The 13,972-nt window shown below is 38.0% G+C and carries 12 protein-coding genes; 7 read left to right on the top strand and 5 right to left on the bottom strand.

What is annotated here, in order from left to right; genetic code table 11:
* Nucleotides 1-4: 4 nt before the first annotated feature.
* Nucleotides 5-1,126, top strand: a complete 1,122-nt coding sequence (gene alr / locus IGJ66_RS00890) for an alanine racemase (RefSeq protein WP_270346071.1) — start codon at nucleotides 5-7, stop codon at nucleotides 1,124-1,126.
* Nucleotides 1,127-1,136: 10 nt separating this feature from the next.
* Complete coding sequence (locus tag IGJ66_RS00895; RefSeq protein ID WP_067483355.1) at nucleotides 1,137-1,499, top strand: type II toxin-antitoxin system PemK/MazF family toxin; 363 nt, start codon at nucleotides 1,137-1,139, stop codon at nucleotides 1,497-1,499.
* 316 nt (nucleotides 1,500-1,815) lie between these two features.
* Here the strand turns inward: IGJ66_RS00895 and rpsN are convergent, their stop codons facing one another.
* A complete protein-coding gene (gene rpsN, locus IGJ66_RS00900; RefSeq protein WP_067483353.1) occupies nucleotides 1,816-2,085 on the bottom strand; it encodes a 30S ribosomal protein S14 in 270 nt (89 codons plus the stop codon).
* 184 nt (nucleotides 2,086-2,269) lie between these two features.
* Here rpsN and IGJ66_RS00905 point away from each other — a divergent pair, with 184 nt between their 5' ends.
* The 4 genes from IGJ66_RS00905 (at nucleotide 2,270) to IGJ66_RS00920 (ending at nucleotide 8,609) form a co-directional block, all read left to right on the top strand.
* Entirely contained in the window at nucleotides 2,270-3,214 is a 945-nt protein-coding gene (locus IGJ66_RS00905) for an NADP-dependent oxidoreductase (protein ID WP_430616685.1), read from the top strand.
* 30 nt (nucleotides 3,215-3,244) lie between these two features.
* Nucleotides 3,245-3,556: a hypothetical protein gene (locus IGJ66_RS00910; protein ID WP_270346074.1), complete on the top strand. Its 312-nt coding sequence runs from the start codon at nucleotides 3,245-3,247 to the stop codon at nucleotides 3,554-3,556.
* Nucleotides 3,557-3,868: 312 nt separating this feature from the next.
* Complete coding sequence (locus IGJ66_RS00915; RefSeq protein WP_430616686.1) at nucleotides 3,869-6,574, top strand: YhgE/Pip family protein; 2,706 nt, start codon at nucleotides 3,869-3,871, stop codon at nucleotides 6,572-6,574.
* Nucleotides 6,575-6,785: 211 nt separating this feature from the next.
* Nucleotides 6,786-8,609: an amino acid permease gene (locus IGJ66_RS00920; RefSeq protein ID WP_067483346.1), complete on the top strand. Its 1,824-nt coding sequence runs from the start codon at nucleotides 6,786-6,788 to the stop codon at nucleotides 8,607-8,609.
* A gap of 338 nt (nucleotides 8,610-8,947) precedes the next feature.
* On the opposite strand, the gene IGJ66_RS00925 is transcribed toward IGJ66_RS00920, so the two are convergent.
* From IGJ66_RS00925 to IGJ66_RS00940, 4 genes are read right to left on the bottom strand one after another with little or no spacing between them, the layout of a single operon-like run.
* Nucleotides 8,948-9,607, bottom strand: a complete 660-nt coding sequence (locus IGJ66_RS00925; protein WP_067483344.1) for an ABC transporter permease — start codon at nucleotides 9,605-9,607, stop codon at nucleotides 8,948-8,950.
* A gap of 4 nt (nucleotides 9,608-9,611) precedes the next feature.
* Nucleotides 9,612-10,532 carry an osmoprotectant ABC transporter substrate-binding protein gene (locus IGJ66_RS00930; protein WP_430616687.1) on the bottom strand — a complete coding sequence of 307 codons (921 nt, stop codon included), beginning with the start codon at nucleotides 10,530-10,532 and terminating at the stop codon, nucleotides 9,612-9,614.
* Nucleotides 10,529-11,170, bottom strand: coding sequence for an ABC transporter permease (locus tag IGJ66_RS00935; protein WP_067483340.1), 642 nt, complete (start codon nucleotides 11,168-11,170; stop codon nucleotides 10,529-10,531). Before IGJ66_RS00935 ends, IGJ66_RS00930 begins: the two co-directional genes overlap by 4 nt.
* Nucleotides 11,171-11,173: 3 nt before the next feature.
* Nucleotides 11,174-12,349, bottom strand: coding sequence for a betaine/proline/choline family ABC transporter ATP-binding protein (locus tag IGJ66_RS00940; protein WP_067483338.1), 1,176 nt, complete (start codon nucleotides 12,347-12,349; stop codon nucleotides 11,174-11,176).
* A gap of 211 nt (nucleotides 12,350-12,560) precedes the next feature.
* Between IGJ66_RS00940 and queA the strand changes: the two genes are divergently transcribed.
* Entirely contained in the window at nucleotides 12,561-13,592 is a 1,032-nt protein-coding gene (gene queA, locus IGJ66_RS00945) for a tRNA preQ1(34) S-adenosylmethionine ribosyltransferase-isomerase QueA (RefSeq protein ID WP_086270542.1), read from the top strand.
* The last annotated feature ends 380 nt before the right edge of the window (nucleotides 13,593-13,972 follow it).

Genomic DNA, 13,972 nt, shown 5'->3' on the forward strand with positions numbered 1-13,972 from the left:
GAAAATGGTTGTCGCTTGGAATCGTCCGACAAAAGCAATTATACATACACAAGCTATTACAGAGAATGTGGCAAATGAATTAGCAAGACTTCCAAAAGGAAAAGAATTATTTGCAGTTGTGAAAGCAAATGGTTATGGACATGGTGCGATTGAAACGGCACATGCAGCGATTGCGGGAGGTGCTACAGGCTTTTGTGTAGCTAACTTAGATGAAGGTCTAGAATTAAGAGAAGCAGGTTTCACTCAGCCAATTTTAGTCTTAAATATGATTCCTTTTACCGCAATCGAATTGGCAATTGCCAATGATTTGGCAGTAACGGTGGGAACCAAAGAATGGTTAGATGACGCCAAAGAATATTTTTCAGAACATGCAATTGAAGGCCAGTTGAAAATTCATTTAAAAGCAGATACAGGAATGGGACGAATTGGTTTTTTAACACCAAAAGAAATCAGAGAAGCAGTTGAATTTGCTCAAGCAATATCGTATTTTGAATGGGAAGGGTTATTTACACATTTTTCTACTGCTGACCAAGAAGATGATACGTATTGGAATTTACAAAAAAATCGTTTTTTAGCTGTTCTTGAAGAATTACCAGAGTTACCTCGCTATGTGCATGTTAGTAACAGTGCAACAGCTTTGTGGCACGACGAATCAATTGGGAATATGATTCGTTACGGAATTGCGATGTATGGATTGAATCCATCTGGTCATGCGTTACCAGAAGTTTATCCATTACAACCAGCACTCGAACTTGTTTCTGAATTGATTCAAGTGAAAGAATTAGCTGCTAATGAAGGAATTGGCTATGGTGAAACATACATCACATCAAAACCAGAATGGATTGGAACCGTACCAATTGGTTACGCAGATGGCTGGTTGAGAAAGATGCAAGGATTTTCTTTATTAGTTGATGGAAAATTTTGTGAAATAGTGGGGCGAGTTTGTATGGATCAATTGATGGTTCGCTTACCTTATGAATTACCTGTAGGAACAACTGTGACTCTGATTGGGAAAAACCAGGATCAGGTGATTGCGATGCAAGATGTAGCCGATCAATTAGAAACGATTCATTATGAAGTAGCTTGTATACTAGGAACACGGATACCAAGAGAATATCAAAAATAAGGAGGATCCTATGGTAAAAAGAGGAGATATTTACTTTGCTGATCTTTCTCCAGTTGTGGGATCAGAGCAAGGCGGAACACGCCCTGTGCTGATTATTCAAAATAATTTAGGAAACCATTTTAGTCCAACGGTAATCGTGGCAGCAATTACTGCAAAAATGGCGAAACCTAAATTACCCACGCATATAGGGATCAAAGCAACGGGAACAGGAATAGACCGAGACTCCGTCATTTTATTAGAACAAATTCGGACCATTGATAAATCAAGATTGAAAGAAAAAGTGTGTCACTTAGATCGTGAAATTATGCAAGATGTCGATCGCGCATTAAAAATCAGTGTTGGTGTGGAGGCAATCGCTCCAGTATCAAAGTAACGATGATGTGACTTGCCTGAATGAAATTTAGTCGATATGTAGCAGCTCTGACTAACTTGATAAATTATATTTACATAGAAAAAGCAGTGTTCGCAAACAATTGTGATATGAAGGCAAAAAAAGGTGAGGGCAAACGAAATCTCGTTTGCCCTCACCTTTTTAATTAGTTCTTCAGTCAGTCTTGCTTGCAAAGTATACGAAAAAGAGATTGGGACAAAAGTAGTCACCCGCAAGTTTTGAAGCGCAAAACTTTTGAACCGCATTTTTTCCGTGAAAGGAAATTCTTCAACTTATTCAAAGCAGAACTCTGTAATAATTACCAGCTAGCTTTTTTAACGCCGGGAATCAATCCCTTATGAGCTAATTCACGGAATTTCACGCGAGACATTCCGAATTTACGCATGTATCCGCGTGGACGACCATCAATTAAGTCGCGATTTTTCAAACGTTCTGGGCGCGCATCTAAAGGGAGCTTACGCAAGCCTTCATAATCATGGTTCGCTTTTAATTCTTGTCGTACTGCCGCATAACGTTCAATCGTTGCTTGCTGTTTCTTTGCTTTTGCAATTTTTGATTTTTTTGCCATTGTGTTTCCTCCAATTGTTTAAAATTTATTTTTTATTTTGATATAAATCGTAATTGTTACGATTATGAGATGTCCGTTCATAATTTAGCACGTCTGATTAAAAAAGACAACTATTTTTACTCATACACTTTTTTTGTAAAAAATAGCACTTCCACGTAAACTAATAAAGAGGAGTGTGACAAGTATGAAAAGATTTGCGATAAAAGAGTATGGTTTAGCACAGGATGTATTTGAAGAAATCGATGCGAGTCCACGTGAAGTAAAGGATGGACGCCTTCGAGTAGCGTTAAAGGCATTTAGTATCAACCCATATGATGTATCTCTTCGACTTGGAAATATGAAAGAGGTTCGTCCGTTAAAATTTCCTTATGTTTTGGGAAATGATGGTGCCGGAATTGTAACCGAAATCGCTTCAGACGTGACTGATTTTGTTGTTGGTGATCGAGTAGTTGTCCACGCAGTTGGAGGGACCTATGGCGAAGAAATCGTTGTTCCCGCGAAAAAAGTAGCAAAGATTCCTGAGAAAATGGATTGGGCGCAAGCAGCAGGTATGGTAACAACGGGATTGACTGCGTATAATTTATTGACACATTTACTTGATGTACAACCAACGGATGTTGTGATGATTGAAGGAGCTTCTGGCGGTGTTGGTTCAAGCCTTGTCCAGTTATTGCATGCTAAAGGGATCAAAGTGTTAGCCAGTGCTTCCAAAAAAAATGAAGAAAAAGTACGTGAGCTTGGAGTAGCGGAATTCGCTGCTTACGATCAAGAAGATGCCGGCGAACGTTTTGCGAATCAAGCAGATATTGTAATTGATGCAACAAAAGGTAGCAAACGCGGGACTTCGGGTATCGAGATTATGAAACCGGGGGGGCGTTATGTTGCATTGACGCAACTACCAGATTTGGATCTACGAGAGAAAAAAAGTGGTTTTTATGAATCATTTGTTCCAAGAAAGGAATATCAAGATCAAGAAGCATTTTCTTATTTATTACGAGCATATGAAAAAGGAACATTCACTGTACCTATTAGTCAACTGTTGCCAGCAACATTAGAGAATGTCATCCATGCACATCAGTTAGTGGAAGGCCATCCTCCTGCTGGAAAAATTTTATTGACACTCGCTTAGTTATGCTATACTTTCGCATGAGGTGAGAGGATGAATAAAAATTGGCAAGCAATCAAACAACAGTTAACTGAAAAAGAATGGCTAACGAATGGTTATTATCGTTTACGTAAACAAGGAGAATACTATGAATTTGCTTTTTTACAACCAGGTCCCTGTGGTGATTTCATGTATCACCCGCAAATCACTGTTCAAGAAATAGCAAATGAACCAGTTCCAATCAAATGTTTTGATAATGGTGGCTCTTCTGTCCAATCTTTCGTAAGAGATGAAAGTAATCAACAACAGTTAAATGAAATATTTGAACAATTGATGCAAACCTATCTTGAAGAAAAAAGTAGGTAAATAATTTTTAATTCTGTCAGAAACTTTTTGGCGAGGACAAAACAAGAAAAAAGTTTTGTCCTCACTTTTTTTATGTTTGCGAAAGAGATTTCATGGATTAGGGCTAAATTTTTATCATAAAATTATCATTCCACGTTATTTCATGATAAAGTGAAGGAAATAAAATTTAATAGTTTTTTAAATTGTAAGAGATTACAGTTCGACAGTTGTCCTTATATGTCAAAATTCTCGCTTTTTTTGATTAATGTTCATTGAAATCATAGAGAATTGCATGGTAAAGTAGTTCAGCTAGAAAAAAAGAAGGGGAAAATTATGGGATCAATCAAAAATACATTTAAACTTTACTTACTTGATTGGAAACGAATCTTTAAAAACCCGATTGCGACACTTCTGATTATCGCTATCATGATTATCCCTTCACTGTACGCATGGTTTAATATCAAAGCTTTGTGGGATCCATATGGAAATACTGGAGAGTTACCAATCGCCGTATACAGTGCGGATAAGCCAGTTGAATTTCAAGGAAAAGAAGTAGCTATTGGGAAAGAAGTAATAAAGTCACTACACAAAAATGACCAGCTGGGTTGGCAATTTGTTGACTCAAAAGCTGAATTAGAATCTGGTGTTCGTTCAGGAAAATATTATGCAGGTATTTATCTGCCAACTGATTTTTCTGAAGACTTATTAAGTTTTACCAGTGGGGACATTAAGAAACCAAAAATCGAATACACCGTTAATGAAAAAATTAACGCGATTGCGCCGAAAATCACTGATAAAGGTGCAAGTTCGATTCAGTCACAAATCACAGAGGAATTTATTAACACAGCAAGTTCAACCTTGCTAAAAGTTTTTAACGAAATTGGTTACGATATTGATTCCAACTTAGTGAGCATCAATAAAGTAAAAGATATGATTCTTTCTACTGATGAAAACCTGGATGACATTGAAGGGTATACCAAAAAAGTGCTAGAACTTCAAAGCCAACTTCCTGGCATCAAAGAAAAGCTCAACAAAGCAAATGAATTTGTTGACTATCTACCAAAAGTAGACGAAATGGGTGAAAAAGTCATTGCATTGAATGACAAGATGCCTGAACTTCAAGAACAAGCGAAGATTATTTTGGATCTACAAGAAAAAATTCCTGAAATCCAAAACGCTGGGAAACAATTAGCGATGATTGATGAAGATTTTGCTTCAATCCAAGATACAATGAATCAAGGAATTGATGAAGCAAAACAAGGACTAGTGATTATTGGTCAAGTGCAAGATGCTCTGCCAGATATCAAAAGATTGGAATCACAGGCAAGTAATCTTGCGTCGACAACTGAAAACGGTGCGACACAATTAAAAGAGGCTGTTCCAAGTATTGTGACCAGCGTGCAAGTGACTTTAAAATCAATTGGCGAAGTTGCCACTACGACAAATTCGATTATTGAAACAATCGAAGGAGCGATTGCAGATGGTGAACTGACGACTGAAGAAAAAGCGAATATCGGTCAAATCTTAACTGATTTTTCTGCTAGTTTGGGTCGTCAACAAGAAGCCATTGATCAAGTTGTCCAATTTATGACAGACTTACAAACAAGTGCTGGAAACAATAAACTAGACGACGTTATTGCTGGATTGAAAAATATCAAAACAGCACTTGGTAATTTGAACACACGTGTGAATGAATTAAATACGGCTGTTCAAAATGGGAACTTAAATCAAGTGAAAAGTTTGCTTGAAGGCGTCAAAACAATTGCTTCAAATATCAAAGAATTGACAGGTAATATTGATGTTAATGCAGTTGGCTCAACTGTTGAATCAATCTTAGATCAGTTGATTCACACGATTCAAACAGCAAATGGTGTCTTAGACAAAGCAGACCAAATCGACTTTGATTCGTTATTAAGTTCGACAAAGACAACTGTTTCAAATGCAGTTGGTATCCTAGAAAAATATCAAAAAGAAATGCCCGCAATTGGTCAAGAAGTCCATGATGCGAACACCATGCTGAATGGAAACATGAATACGATCGTTGACGGCATCAATAAAGGCGCTGACTTGTATAATAATGATTTGCCAGTCGTTGCGCAAAAATTAAACACAGCTGCTGATTTTATTAAGAATGATTGGCCAACTTTAAAAGGTGAATTAACGGGCACGTTGACAACGGTCAATGAAAAGATGCCAGAAGTTGAGACAGCTGTTAATGCTGCCGCAGACTTGATTACAAATGATTGGCCAAGTATCAAGGCAGGAATTGAAAAAGCTGCTGATGCTATCCGTAAAGGGGAAGAAGAAGTCGATCTTGGTGAAGTAATTAAATTATTGAAATTAGATGCGACAAAAGAAAGTGATTTCTTTACAAACCCAGTTGAATTGAAAACAAATCAACTGTATCCAATTGCCAATAATGGTTCAGCAAGTACACCATTCTACACGGCATTATGTATTTGGGTTGGTGCAGTCTTACTTTCAAGTGTAGCAACTACTGACTATTATCTTGAGAAAAAAGATAAAATAAAATTCACGAAGCGAGAACAATATGTTGCTCGAATGTTGACATTCTTAACGATTGGTTTGGCACAAGGATTGATCGTTGCTCTTGGAAATATCTTCCTATTGGGCGTAGACGTTCATAATCCAGTGTATAGCGTGTTATTTGCGTTATTAGTGTCCTTATCCTTCATGATGATTGTTTATGTGCTAGCGTCCTTATTCGGCAACGTAGGGAAAGGGCTGGCGATTATCATCCTCGTGCTGTCAATTTCAGGTGGTGGTGGGAATTATCCAATTCAAGTTTCTGGAAAATTCTTCCAAATGATCAATCCATTCTTACCGTTCACTCACGCGGTGAATTTATTGCGTGAATCAGCTGGTGGTATTTACTGGCCAACGGCAACGAATGCGATTTGGATTATGATTGGTTTGTTCATCGTCTTTGGGATTGTCGGAACGGCTGTTTATCCATTTATTGAATCTAAAATGAAAAAATTGCAGGAATACTCACACGAAAGTCATATTTTCCACTGAGTACGTTGCGATGAATCAAAAATTGAACTGGAATCTCTTGAGTGAATGGAGATTCCAGTTTTTCTATAATTAAAAATCTTTTCGTTTTTTGAAAGATTTTTTTAGTAGAATGTTGACTTTTATATTTGATGAGCGTACTATATCATCTTGTTTACTGTAAATTTTCGAAAACAATATTTAACATGAAAAAAAGTGTAAAGGAGTTTAAGAGTTGGATTACTTAAAAAGGTTGTTAGTCGGTAAACCGTTAAAGTCTGCTGAAAATGACGACCATAAATTGAGTCGATTTGCTGCGCTAGCATTATTGTCTTCTGATGCACTATCTTCGATTGCATATGGGACAGAACAAATCGTTGTTGTGTTGGTTGCTTTGTCTACCGCAGCAATTTGGTATTCATTACCTATTGCAGCATTTGTTATTATTTTACTTATTTCATTAACTTTATCTTATCGACAAATTATTCATGCTTATCCTCATGGCGGTGGTGCTTATGTGGTAAGTAGTGAAAACTTAGGGAAAAACGCTGGTCTGATTTCTGGGGGATCATTGTTGATCGATTATATGCTGACTGTTGCGGTATCTGTTTCTGCTGGGGCAGAGGCGATAACGTCGGCGATCCCAGCTTTGTATGGTCATCAGGTAGGTATTTCCGTCGCAATTGTCTTGTTATTGATGATGCTGAATTTAAGAGGGTTACGTGAATCGGCCTCTTTCTTATTAGTTCCTGTTTATACATTTATTATTGTCATTACCTTGCTGATTGTCGTTGGTCTGTTCAACATTGTGACTGGTGCAGTACCGTTAAATGCGACTGCCTTGCCAGGCGCGGCCGTTCCAGGTGTTTCGATTGCATTGATTTTACGTGCCTTTTCATCTGGCTCCTCTTCACTGACTGGGGTTGAGGCAATCAGTAATGCGGTACCGTTCTTTAAAAAACCACGGGCGAAAAACGCTGCGGGTACGTTAACAATGATGGCTGTCATTTTAGGATTTTTCTTTGTGGGAATTACATTCATTAACTACTGGTATGGCATCGTACCTGAAACAGAAGTGACGGTCTTGTCTCAAATCGGTAAAGCTGTCTTTGGACATGGTGTGTTGTATTACGTTTTACAATTTGCAACTGCTTTGATTTTAGCAGTAGCCGCAAATACTGGTTTCTCTGCGTTTCCAGTTTTAGCGTTTAATTTAGCAAAAGATAAATTCATGCCACATATGTATCAGGATCGTGGTGACCGTTTAGGTTATTCAAATGGGATCATGACTTTAGCCTTTGGTTCAATCATCTTATTGTTTATCTTCCAAGGATCAACGGAACGATTGATTCCACTTTATTCGATTGGTGTATTTATCCCATTTGCTCTTTCTCAAACAGGGATGGTTATCAAGTGGCGAAAAGAAGGTAAGAAATGGTTGCAAAAATCAATTGCAAACATTGTTGGAGCATTTATTTCTTACTCGATTATTATTATTTTGTTCATCTATCGTTTAGGTGATATCTGGCCATTCTTTATCATTATGCCTATTGTTTTGTTTGTTTTTTACAAAATTCATGGACACTACAAAAATGTGGCAGAACAACTTCGCTTAGAAGAAGATGCTAAGTTACATGATTTTGATGGAAATACGGTGTTAGTTTTAGTGGGAAATGTTACTCGTGTAAACATTGGAGCGTTGAATTATGCACGTTCGATTGGGGACTATGTAGTAGCAATGCACGTATCCTTAGATGAAGATGTGGCGAAGGAAAAAGAAATCGAAGCCGAATTCAAAAAACATTTTCCTGATGTTCGTTTTTCGGTTGTTCATTCTTCGTATCGTTCAATTGAAAACCCAATTATTCGCTATGTGGATCTAGTGAGCAAAAATGCAGCAAAACAAAACTATACGACAACGGTGTTGATTCCACAGTTTGTACCAAACCGTCGTTGGCAAAATATTTTGCACAACCAAACAAGTTTGCGTTTACGTTTGCGACTTTCTTGGCGAGAAAATATTGTTATTAGTACCTATAGTTATCATCTGAAAAAATAAGTAATGGAGCATAGCGATTACTTTATCAATAAACAAAGATTGTGGATCCAAGTGCTCAGTTTCGAAAAAATAATTCATAACTGTCAAAAATGGCTACTCATATTTTTGAACAGTTATGAATTATTTTGAGGAATTGCTTTGGGAACACTGTGAATAAGGTTGTGGTGCAAAACGTTTAGCTCTGACAAGATAGCGAGCAGACACTCAAAATAGTTTTTCATATTTTGAAGTGAATGTGAGCTATTTTGAGGAGTTGTTTTGGGAACACTGTTTATAGAAAAAAAGGCCCTGTGACAAACTGTCGCAGGGCCTTTTTTTCTATTGTTCAGCTTCGTACACTAAGCTTTTTTTGCTGCAGGATCTAAGCGTCGTTCTACGATACCAAGTACCCAGTCAGTAATGATCGCCATTAAAGCTGTTGGTAACGCACCTGCAAGAATGATTGAAGCACCGTCTGTTGCATTGGTCCCGCGGATAATGATGTCACCAAGGCCGCCGGCACCAACGAATGCACCAATCGCAGTAATTCCGATCGCAACAACCAAAGCGTTACGAATCCCAGCCATAATGACCGAAACAGATAAAGGTAGTTCCACCATGATTAAACGTTGACGAGCAGTCATACCCATTCCTTTACCGACATCCAAAATATTTTTATCTACTTGGATCATACCAGTATAAGTGTTTTTGATAATTGGTAATAAGGAGTACAAGAAGACCGTAACAATAACTACGTTAACACCTAGCCCCAGTCCAATCATCAAAATAGAAAGCATTGCTAAAGAGGGGACAGTTTGAATGATGTTTGCTAAGCGAATGACCCAATTGGCAAGTTTGCGTTTACGAGAGATCAATATCCCAATCGGAATCGCTACAACAGCGGCGAAAAAGACACCGTAAATTGAAATCAAGAAGTGACGGATAAATTGACTAAAGACATAGGCACCGTTTTCTTGAAAATAATAGACGAATTGTTGAAATAAATTCATTTTATCCATGCAATCACTTCCCTTTCTCAAAATAATGATGTTCTTTCAAAAAGCGTTCGGCAACAACAGAAGGTTCCACCAAATTGTTGTCTGCCTCATAATTTAATTTTTGCATTTCCTCTGTAGTGATCGTACCACCTAATTTTTGTAAGGCTTCCTCTAGGTGAGGCGTGTCTTTCAACACTTGGTTTGCGACGACCGGTGCAGCATCATAAGGTGGGAAGAAGCTTAAATCATCCTCTAACATCACCAAATCATAACTTGCAATTCGTCCATCAGTAGAATAACCTAATACGATGTCCATTTTTCCTGCTTCAACAGCGTCATAGACTAAACCAATTTGCATTGGCAAGATAGATTCAAACGAAAAGCCATATGTTTCTTGGAAGCCATCATAGCCATCACCTTTACGGTTGATCCAAGAAGTATCGACACCTGCAACGAGTTCATCCGCTACATTTTTCAAATCACTGACTTTCGTTAGATTGTATTTCTCAGCTGTGTCTTTGCGAACGAGAAAGACATACGTGTTTTCAAATCCATAAGAAGGAAACCATGTTTGATTGTACCGTTTTTCAAATTCTTCTTTCACTATGGCAAATGCTTTTTTAGGATCTTTTTCAGGCGGTAGCCCTAAGGTAGTTGTTAAGTCCGTTCCTGTATAGCGTGCCGCAGAAATCGAAGCGTCCCCATTAATCATAGCTTGGTGATTAATCGTTGTTGTTGCTAAATTGTTGATAATCGTTGTGTTTTTGTCTGTATAATGTTCAACCATTCCAGCGACAATCCCTGCAAGAATTTGTGCTTCTGAAGTAATGCCACCAGTAATCGAAATCGTTTGGTCATCCGTATTACTTGCTAAGCCTGGCAAAGAACAGCTACCGAGAATGAGTGAGAGTCCAAAAAGCAAAATGAGTTGTTTAAGTCGTTTCATTCATCATTCTCCTTTCTAAGCGCAATCGGAGTGAGATGTGTTTCTAATAAACCAAGTAAGAAATCAGCAAGCAGAGCTAAGATCGTTACCGGAATCGTTCCAGCAAAAATCAGATCTGGTTGATAATTATTTAGTCCACTAAAAATCAAATCACCTAAACCGCCTGCACCAATGTAAGAGGCTAAAGTTGCCCAAGCAATCACATAGACTGCAGCTAAACGAATCCCAGCCATAATCGTTGGCATCGCGATTGGAAGTTCCACTGAAAGAATGGACTGCAGATTGGTCATGCCCATTCCTTTGGCAACATCTCGATAGTTCCAATCCACATTTTTCATCCCAATATAGGTGTTTCGTAAAATAGGCAATAGCGAATAAATAAAGAGAGCAATAATTGCGGGTGTTTTTCCAACGCCTAGCAAGGGTATCATCAGAGCTAACAGCGCCAAAGAGGGAACCGTTTGAAGTGCGCTACTAATACCAATCACAATCGTTGCCGCTTTTTGAAAACGAGTTAAGAGAATCCCTAGCGGAACTGCGACCAAAATACCAAGTGCTAGAGCGAAAAAAGAAATATAAAGATGTTCAGCACTCTTTGTTAAAATTTCGGCGCCATGCTGATTAAAAAACTGCTGCATGAGCTAGACCTCCTTTGTTTCTACAGGCTTCGTTGACTCAATCGCATCTGTGATAGATTGATCTTCTCCCCAAATCACATCATAAACAATATCAACTAGTGAAGCACGAGTTAAAATACCAACTACTCGGTTTTGTTCATCAACGACAGGCACGTATTTTAGTCCACGTTTTAAAATCCGTTGTAAAGTGTCACGTAAATAAGCAGATTCTTTCACATAGAAAACTTTAGGATTTAAAATATCCCCAACACTCGAAACTTTGCCACGTTTTCGGTCAAGCGTTTCAACATCAATGAAGCCCTTCAATACATTTGAGTTGTCTGTTACTAAAAGGGTATCCACGCGTTTTTCGCGCATGAGTTTGATTGCTTCTTGCAATGATTTTTCCGGAGTAATCGTAATGGCAGTGTTCAACATGACTTCGTTGACGCGAGTCGTGTCCGGTTTTGCTTGAAGCAAACGATCTTCACCGATAAGTTCTTCTACGAATTCATTGGCAGGGTTACGTAAAATATTTTCTGGTGTATCAAACTGGATCACTTTTCCTTCACTCATGATAGCGATACGACTTGCTAATTTTAATGCTTCGTCCATATCGTGGGTAACAAAGACAATGGTTTTCCCTAGACGTTCTTGTAAGTCTTTCACTAGATCTTGCAAGGCGTCACGCGTAATTGGATCTAGCGCGCCAAATGGTTCATCCATCAAAATAATATCTTGATTAGCAGCTAATGCCCGAACGACACCAATTCGTTGTTGTTGTCCGCCAGAGAGTTCGCTTGGATAGCGATCAAGCATCTCACGAGGTAATTCGACAAGGTCAATCATTTTCTCGGCAGTTTTATTACGTTCTTCCTGACTAACTTTCAGTAGCTTTTGTACAAGTGTAATATTTTCTCGAATGGTCATGTGTGGCATCAAACCAATATTTTGAATAACATAGCCAATTTGTCGGCGTAGTTCAACCGGATTGATATCTAGGATGTTTTTTCCATCAATCAAAATTTTTCCTTTAGACGGGTCAGTCATTCGATTTATCATGCGCATCGTCGTTGTTTTCCCACTACCACTAGTTCCGATAAAGCAGATAAATTCTCCTTGTTCAAACGAAAGATTCACGTCATCAACAGCAACTTTGTTTCCTTTATAAATTTTTGATACATGTTGAAATTCAATCAAATTTTCTCACCTCAAATTATCATTTTTTTAATCTTCACATAACTAGTATGGCTGAAAAATCGTTAACATACAAATCGAAGGGTTTGAAAGAAGAGATTTTTTACTGGAATATGGATTGGGGTGTACTAAAAAGTTTGAACTGAGCTGTTCGCCAAGTCTCTAAAAAAGTGTTAGAATAGCTTGAGATAAATGACTAGAAAGAGTGGATAAGATGTTAACAACAGAGGATTTTGATTTTGATTTGCCAGAAGAACTCATTGCACAAACACCGTTAAAAGATCGTGACCAGTCACGTTTGTTAGTGGTCAATCGTACAACAGGGGAGTTAGAAGATAAACATTTTCATGATATTATTGATGAATTGAACCCGGGGGACGCCTTGGTCATGAATGACACACGCGTGCTACCCGCTCGTTTATATGGAGAAAAACCAGATACTGGCGCTCATTTAGAAGTATTGCTTTTAACGAACACAGAAGGGGATACATGGGAAACGTTGATCAAGCCAGCTAAACGTGCCAAAGTAGGGACAACGATTTCATTTGGTGATGGTCGACTAAAAGCCGTGGTAGAAGAAGAACTCGAACATGGTGGACGCATCATTACGTTTAAATATGACGGGATTTTTCTTGAAATTTTAGAGTCGCTGGGTGAAATGCCCTTGCCACCTTATATCAAAGAACGTCTAGAAGATCCAGATCGTTACCAAACAGTGTATGCGAAAGAAAATGGTTCTGCGGCAGCCCCAACAGCGGGATTACATTTTACCAAAGAATTATTGGAAGAAATCGAAGCCAAAGGAATTGAATTAGTCTACTTGACGCTTCATGTTGGTCTAGGAACATTCCGTCCAGTTAGCGTAGATAAGATTGAAGATCACCACATGCATAGTGAATTTTATCGGTTAACAGAGGATGCTGCGAAACGTTTGAACCAAGTTCGCGAGAATGGCGGGAAAATCGTAGCGGTAGGGACAACTTCTATTCGGACATTAGAAACGATTGGGACAAAGTTCAATGGTGAAATCAAGGCTGACAGTGGTTGGACAGAAATTTTTATTACACCAGGTTATGAATTTAAAGTCGTCCAAGCGTTCTCAACAAATTTCCATTTGCCAAAATCAACCTTAGTGATGTTAGTAAGTGCCTTTGCAGGTCGCGAATTAATTCTGTCTGCATACCAACATGCGATTGACGAACGTTACCGCTTCTTTAGTTTTGGAGATGCGATGTTCGTCAAATAAATGGGTTGACAATTACATGTTTGAATAAAAATAAGAGAGTGAATGATCCTTAGCGATCATTCACTCTCTTTTCTATTTTCCACTTTTAATGAATCACATAAGCAAGGTGAGGCTTACTTTCCGAATTTTAAACTAGCTCTGAGCAATTGAATTAGCTGGAGTAATTTTCCTTGGCTAATAATCAATCAATGTTAAGACAGTATTTTTTGGATCAAATAAATGGTCTGTTTTTCATTTTCAATATAAATGTTTCTTTTGTGCAGAGAGTATCAAAAATTGCTTGTTCAACCGCCATTTTTTGATAATAAATTTTATGAATTTAGTTTTTTTTTAGGAAAAAGGTAAATAAAAATACAAATGAAAAAGGTACGATTATAAAA

Source organism: Enterococcus sp. DIV0176 (genome assembly GCF_050528535.1).
Lineage (GTDB): Bacteria > Bacillota > Bacilli > Lactobacillales > Enterococcaceae > Enterococcus_B > Enterococcus_B thailandicus.

Bases quoted from the DNA above. Each gene is read 5' to 3' on its own strand.
- queA (WP_086270542.1), top strand. From the start codon at position 12,561: ATGTTAACAACAGAGGATTTTGATTTTGATTTGCCAGAAGAACTCATT.
- alr (WP_270346071.1), top strand. From the start codon at position 5: ATGGTTGTCGCTTGGAATCGTCCGACAAAAGCAATTATACATACACAA.
- IGJ66_RS00910 (WP_270346074.1), top strand. From the start codon at position 3,245: ATGAATAAAAATTGGCAAGCAATCAAACAACAGTTAACTGAAAAAGAA.
- IGJ66_RS00930 (WP_430616687.1), bottom strand. From the start codon at position 10,532: ATGAAACGACTTAAACAACTCATTTTGCTTTTTGGACTCTCACTCATT.
- IGJ66_RS00915 (WP_430616686.1), top strand. From the start codon at position 3,869: ATGGGATCAATCAAAAATACATTTAAACTTTACTTACTTGATTGGAAA.
- IGJ66_RS00935 (WP_067483340.1), bottom strand. From the start codon at position 11,170: ATGCAGCAGTTTTTTAATCAGCATGGCGCCGAAATTTTAACAAAGAGT.
- rpsN (WP_067483353.1), bottom strand. From the start codon at position 2,085: ATGGCAAAAAAATCAAAAATTGCAAAAGCAAAGAAACAGCAAGCAACG.
- IGJ66_RS00905 (WP_430616685.1), top strand. From the start codon at position 2,270: ATGAAAAGATTTGCGATAAAAGAGTATGGTTTAGCACAGGATGTATTT.
- IGJ66_RS00895 (WP_067483355.1), top strand. From the start codon at position 1,137: ATGGTAAAAAGAGGAGATATTTACTTTGCTGATCTTTCTCCAGTTGTG.
- IGJ66_RS00925 (WP_067483344.1), bottom strand. From the start codon at position 9,607: ATGGATAAAATGAATTTATTTCAACAATTCGTCTATTATTTTCAAGAA.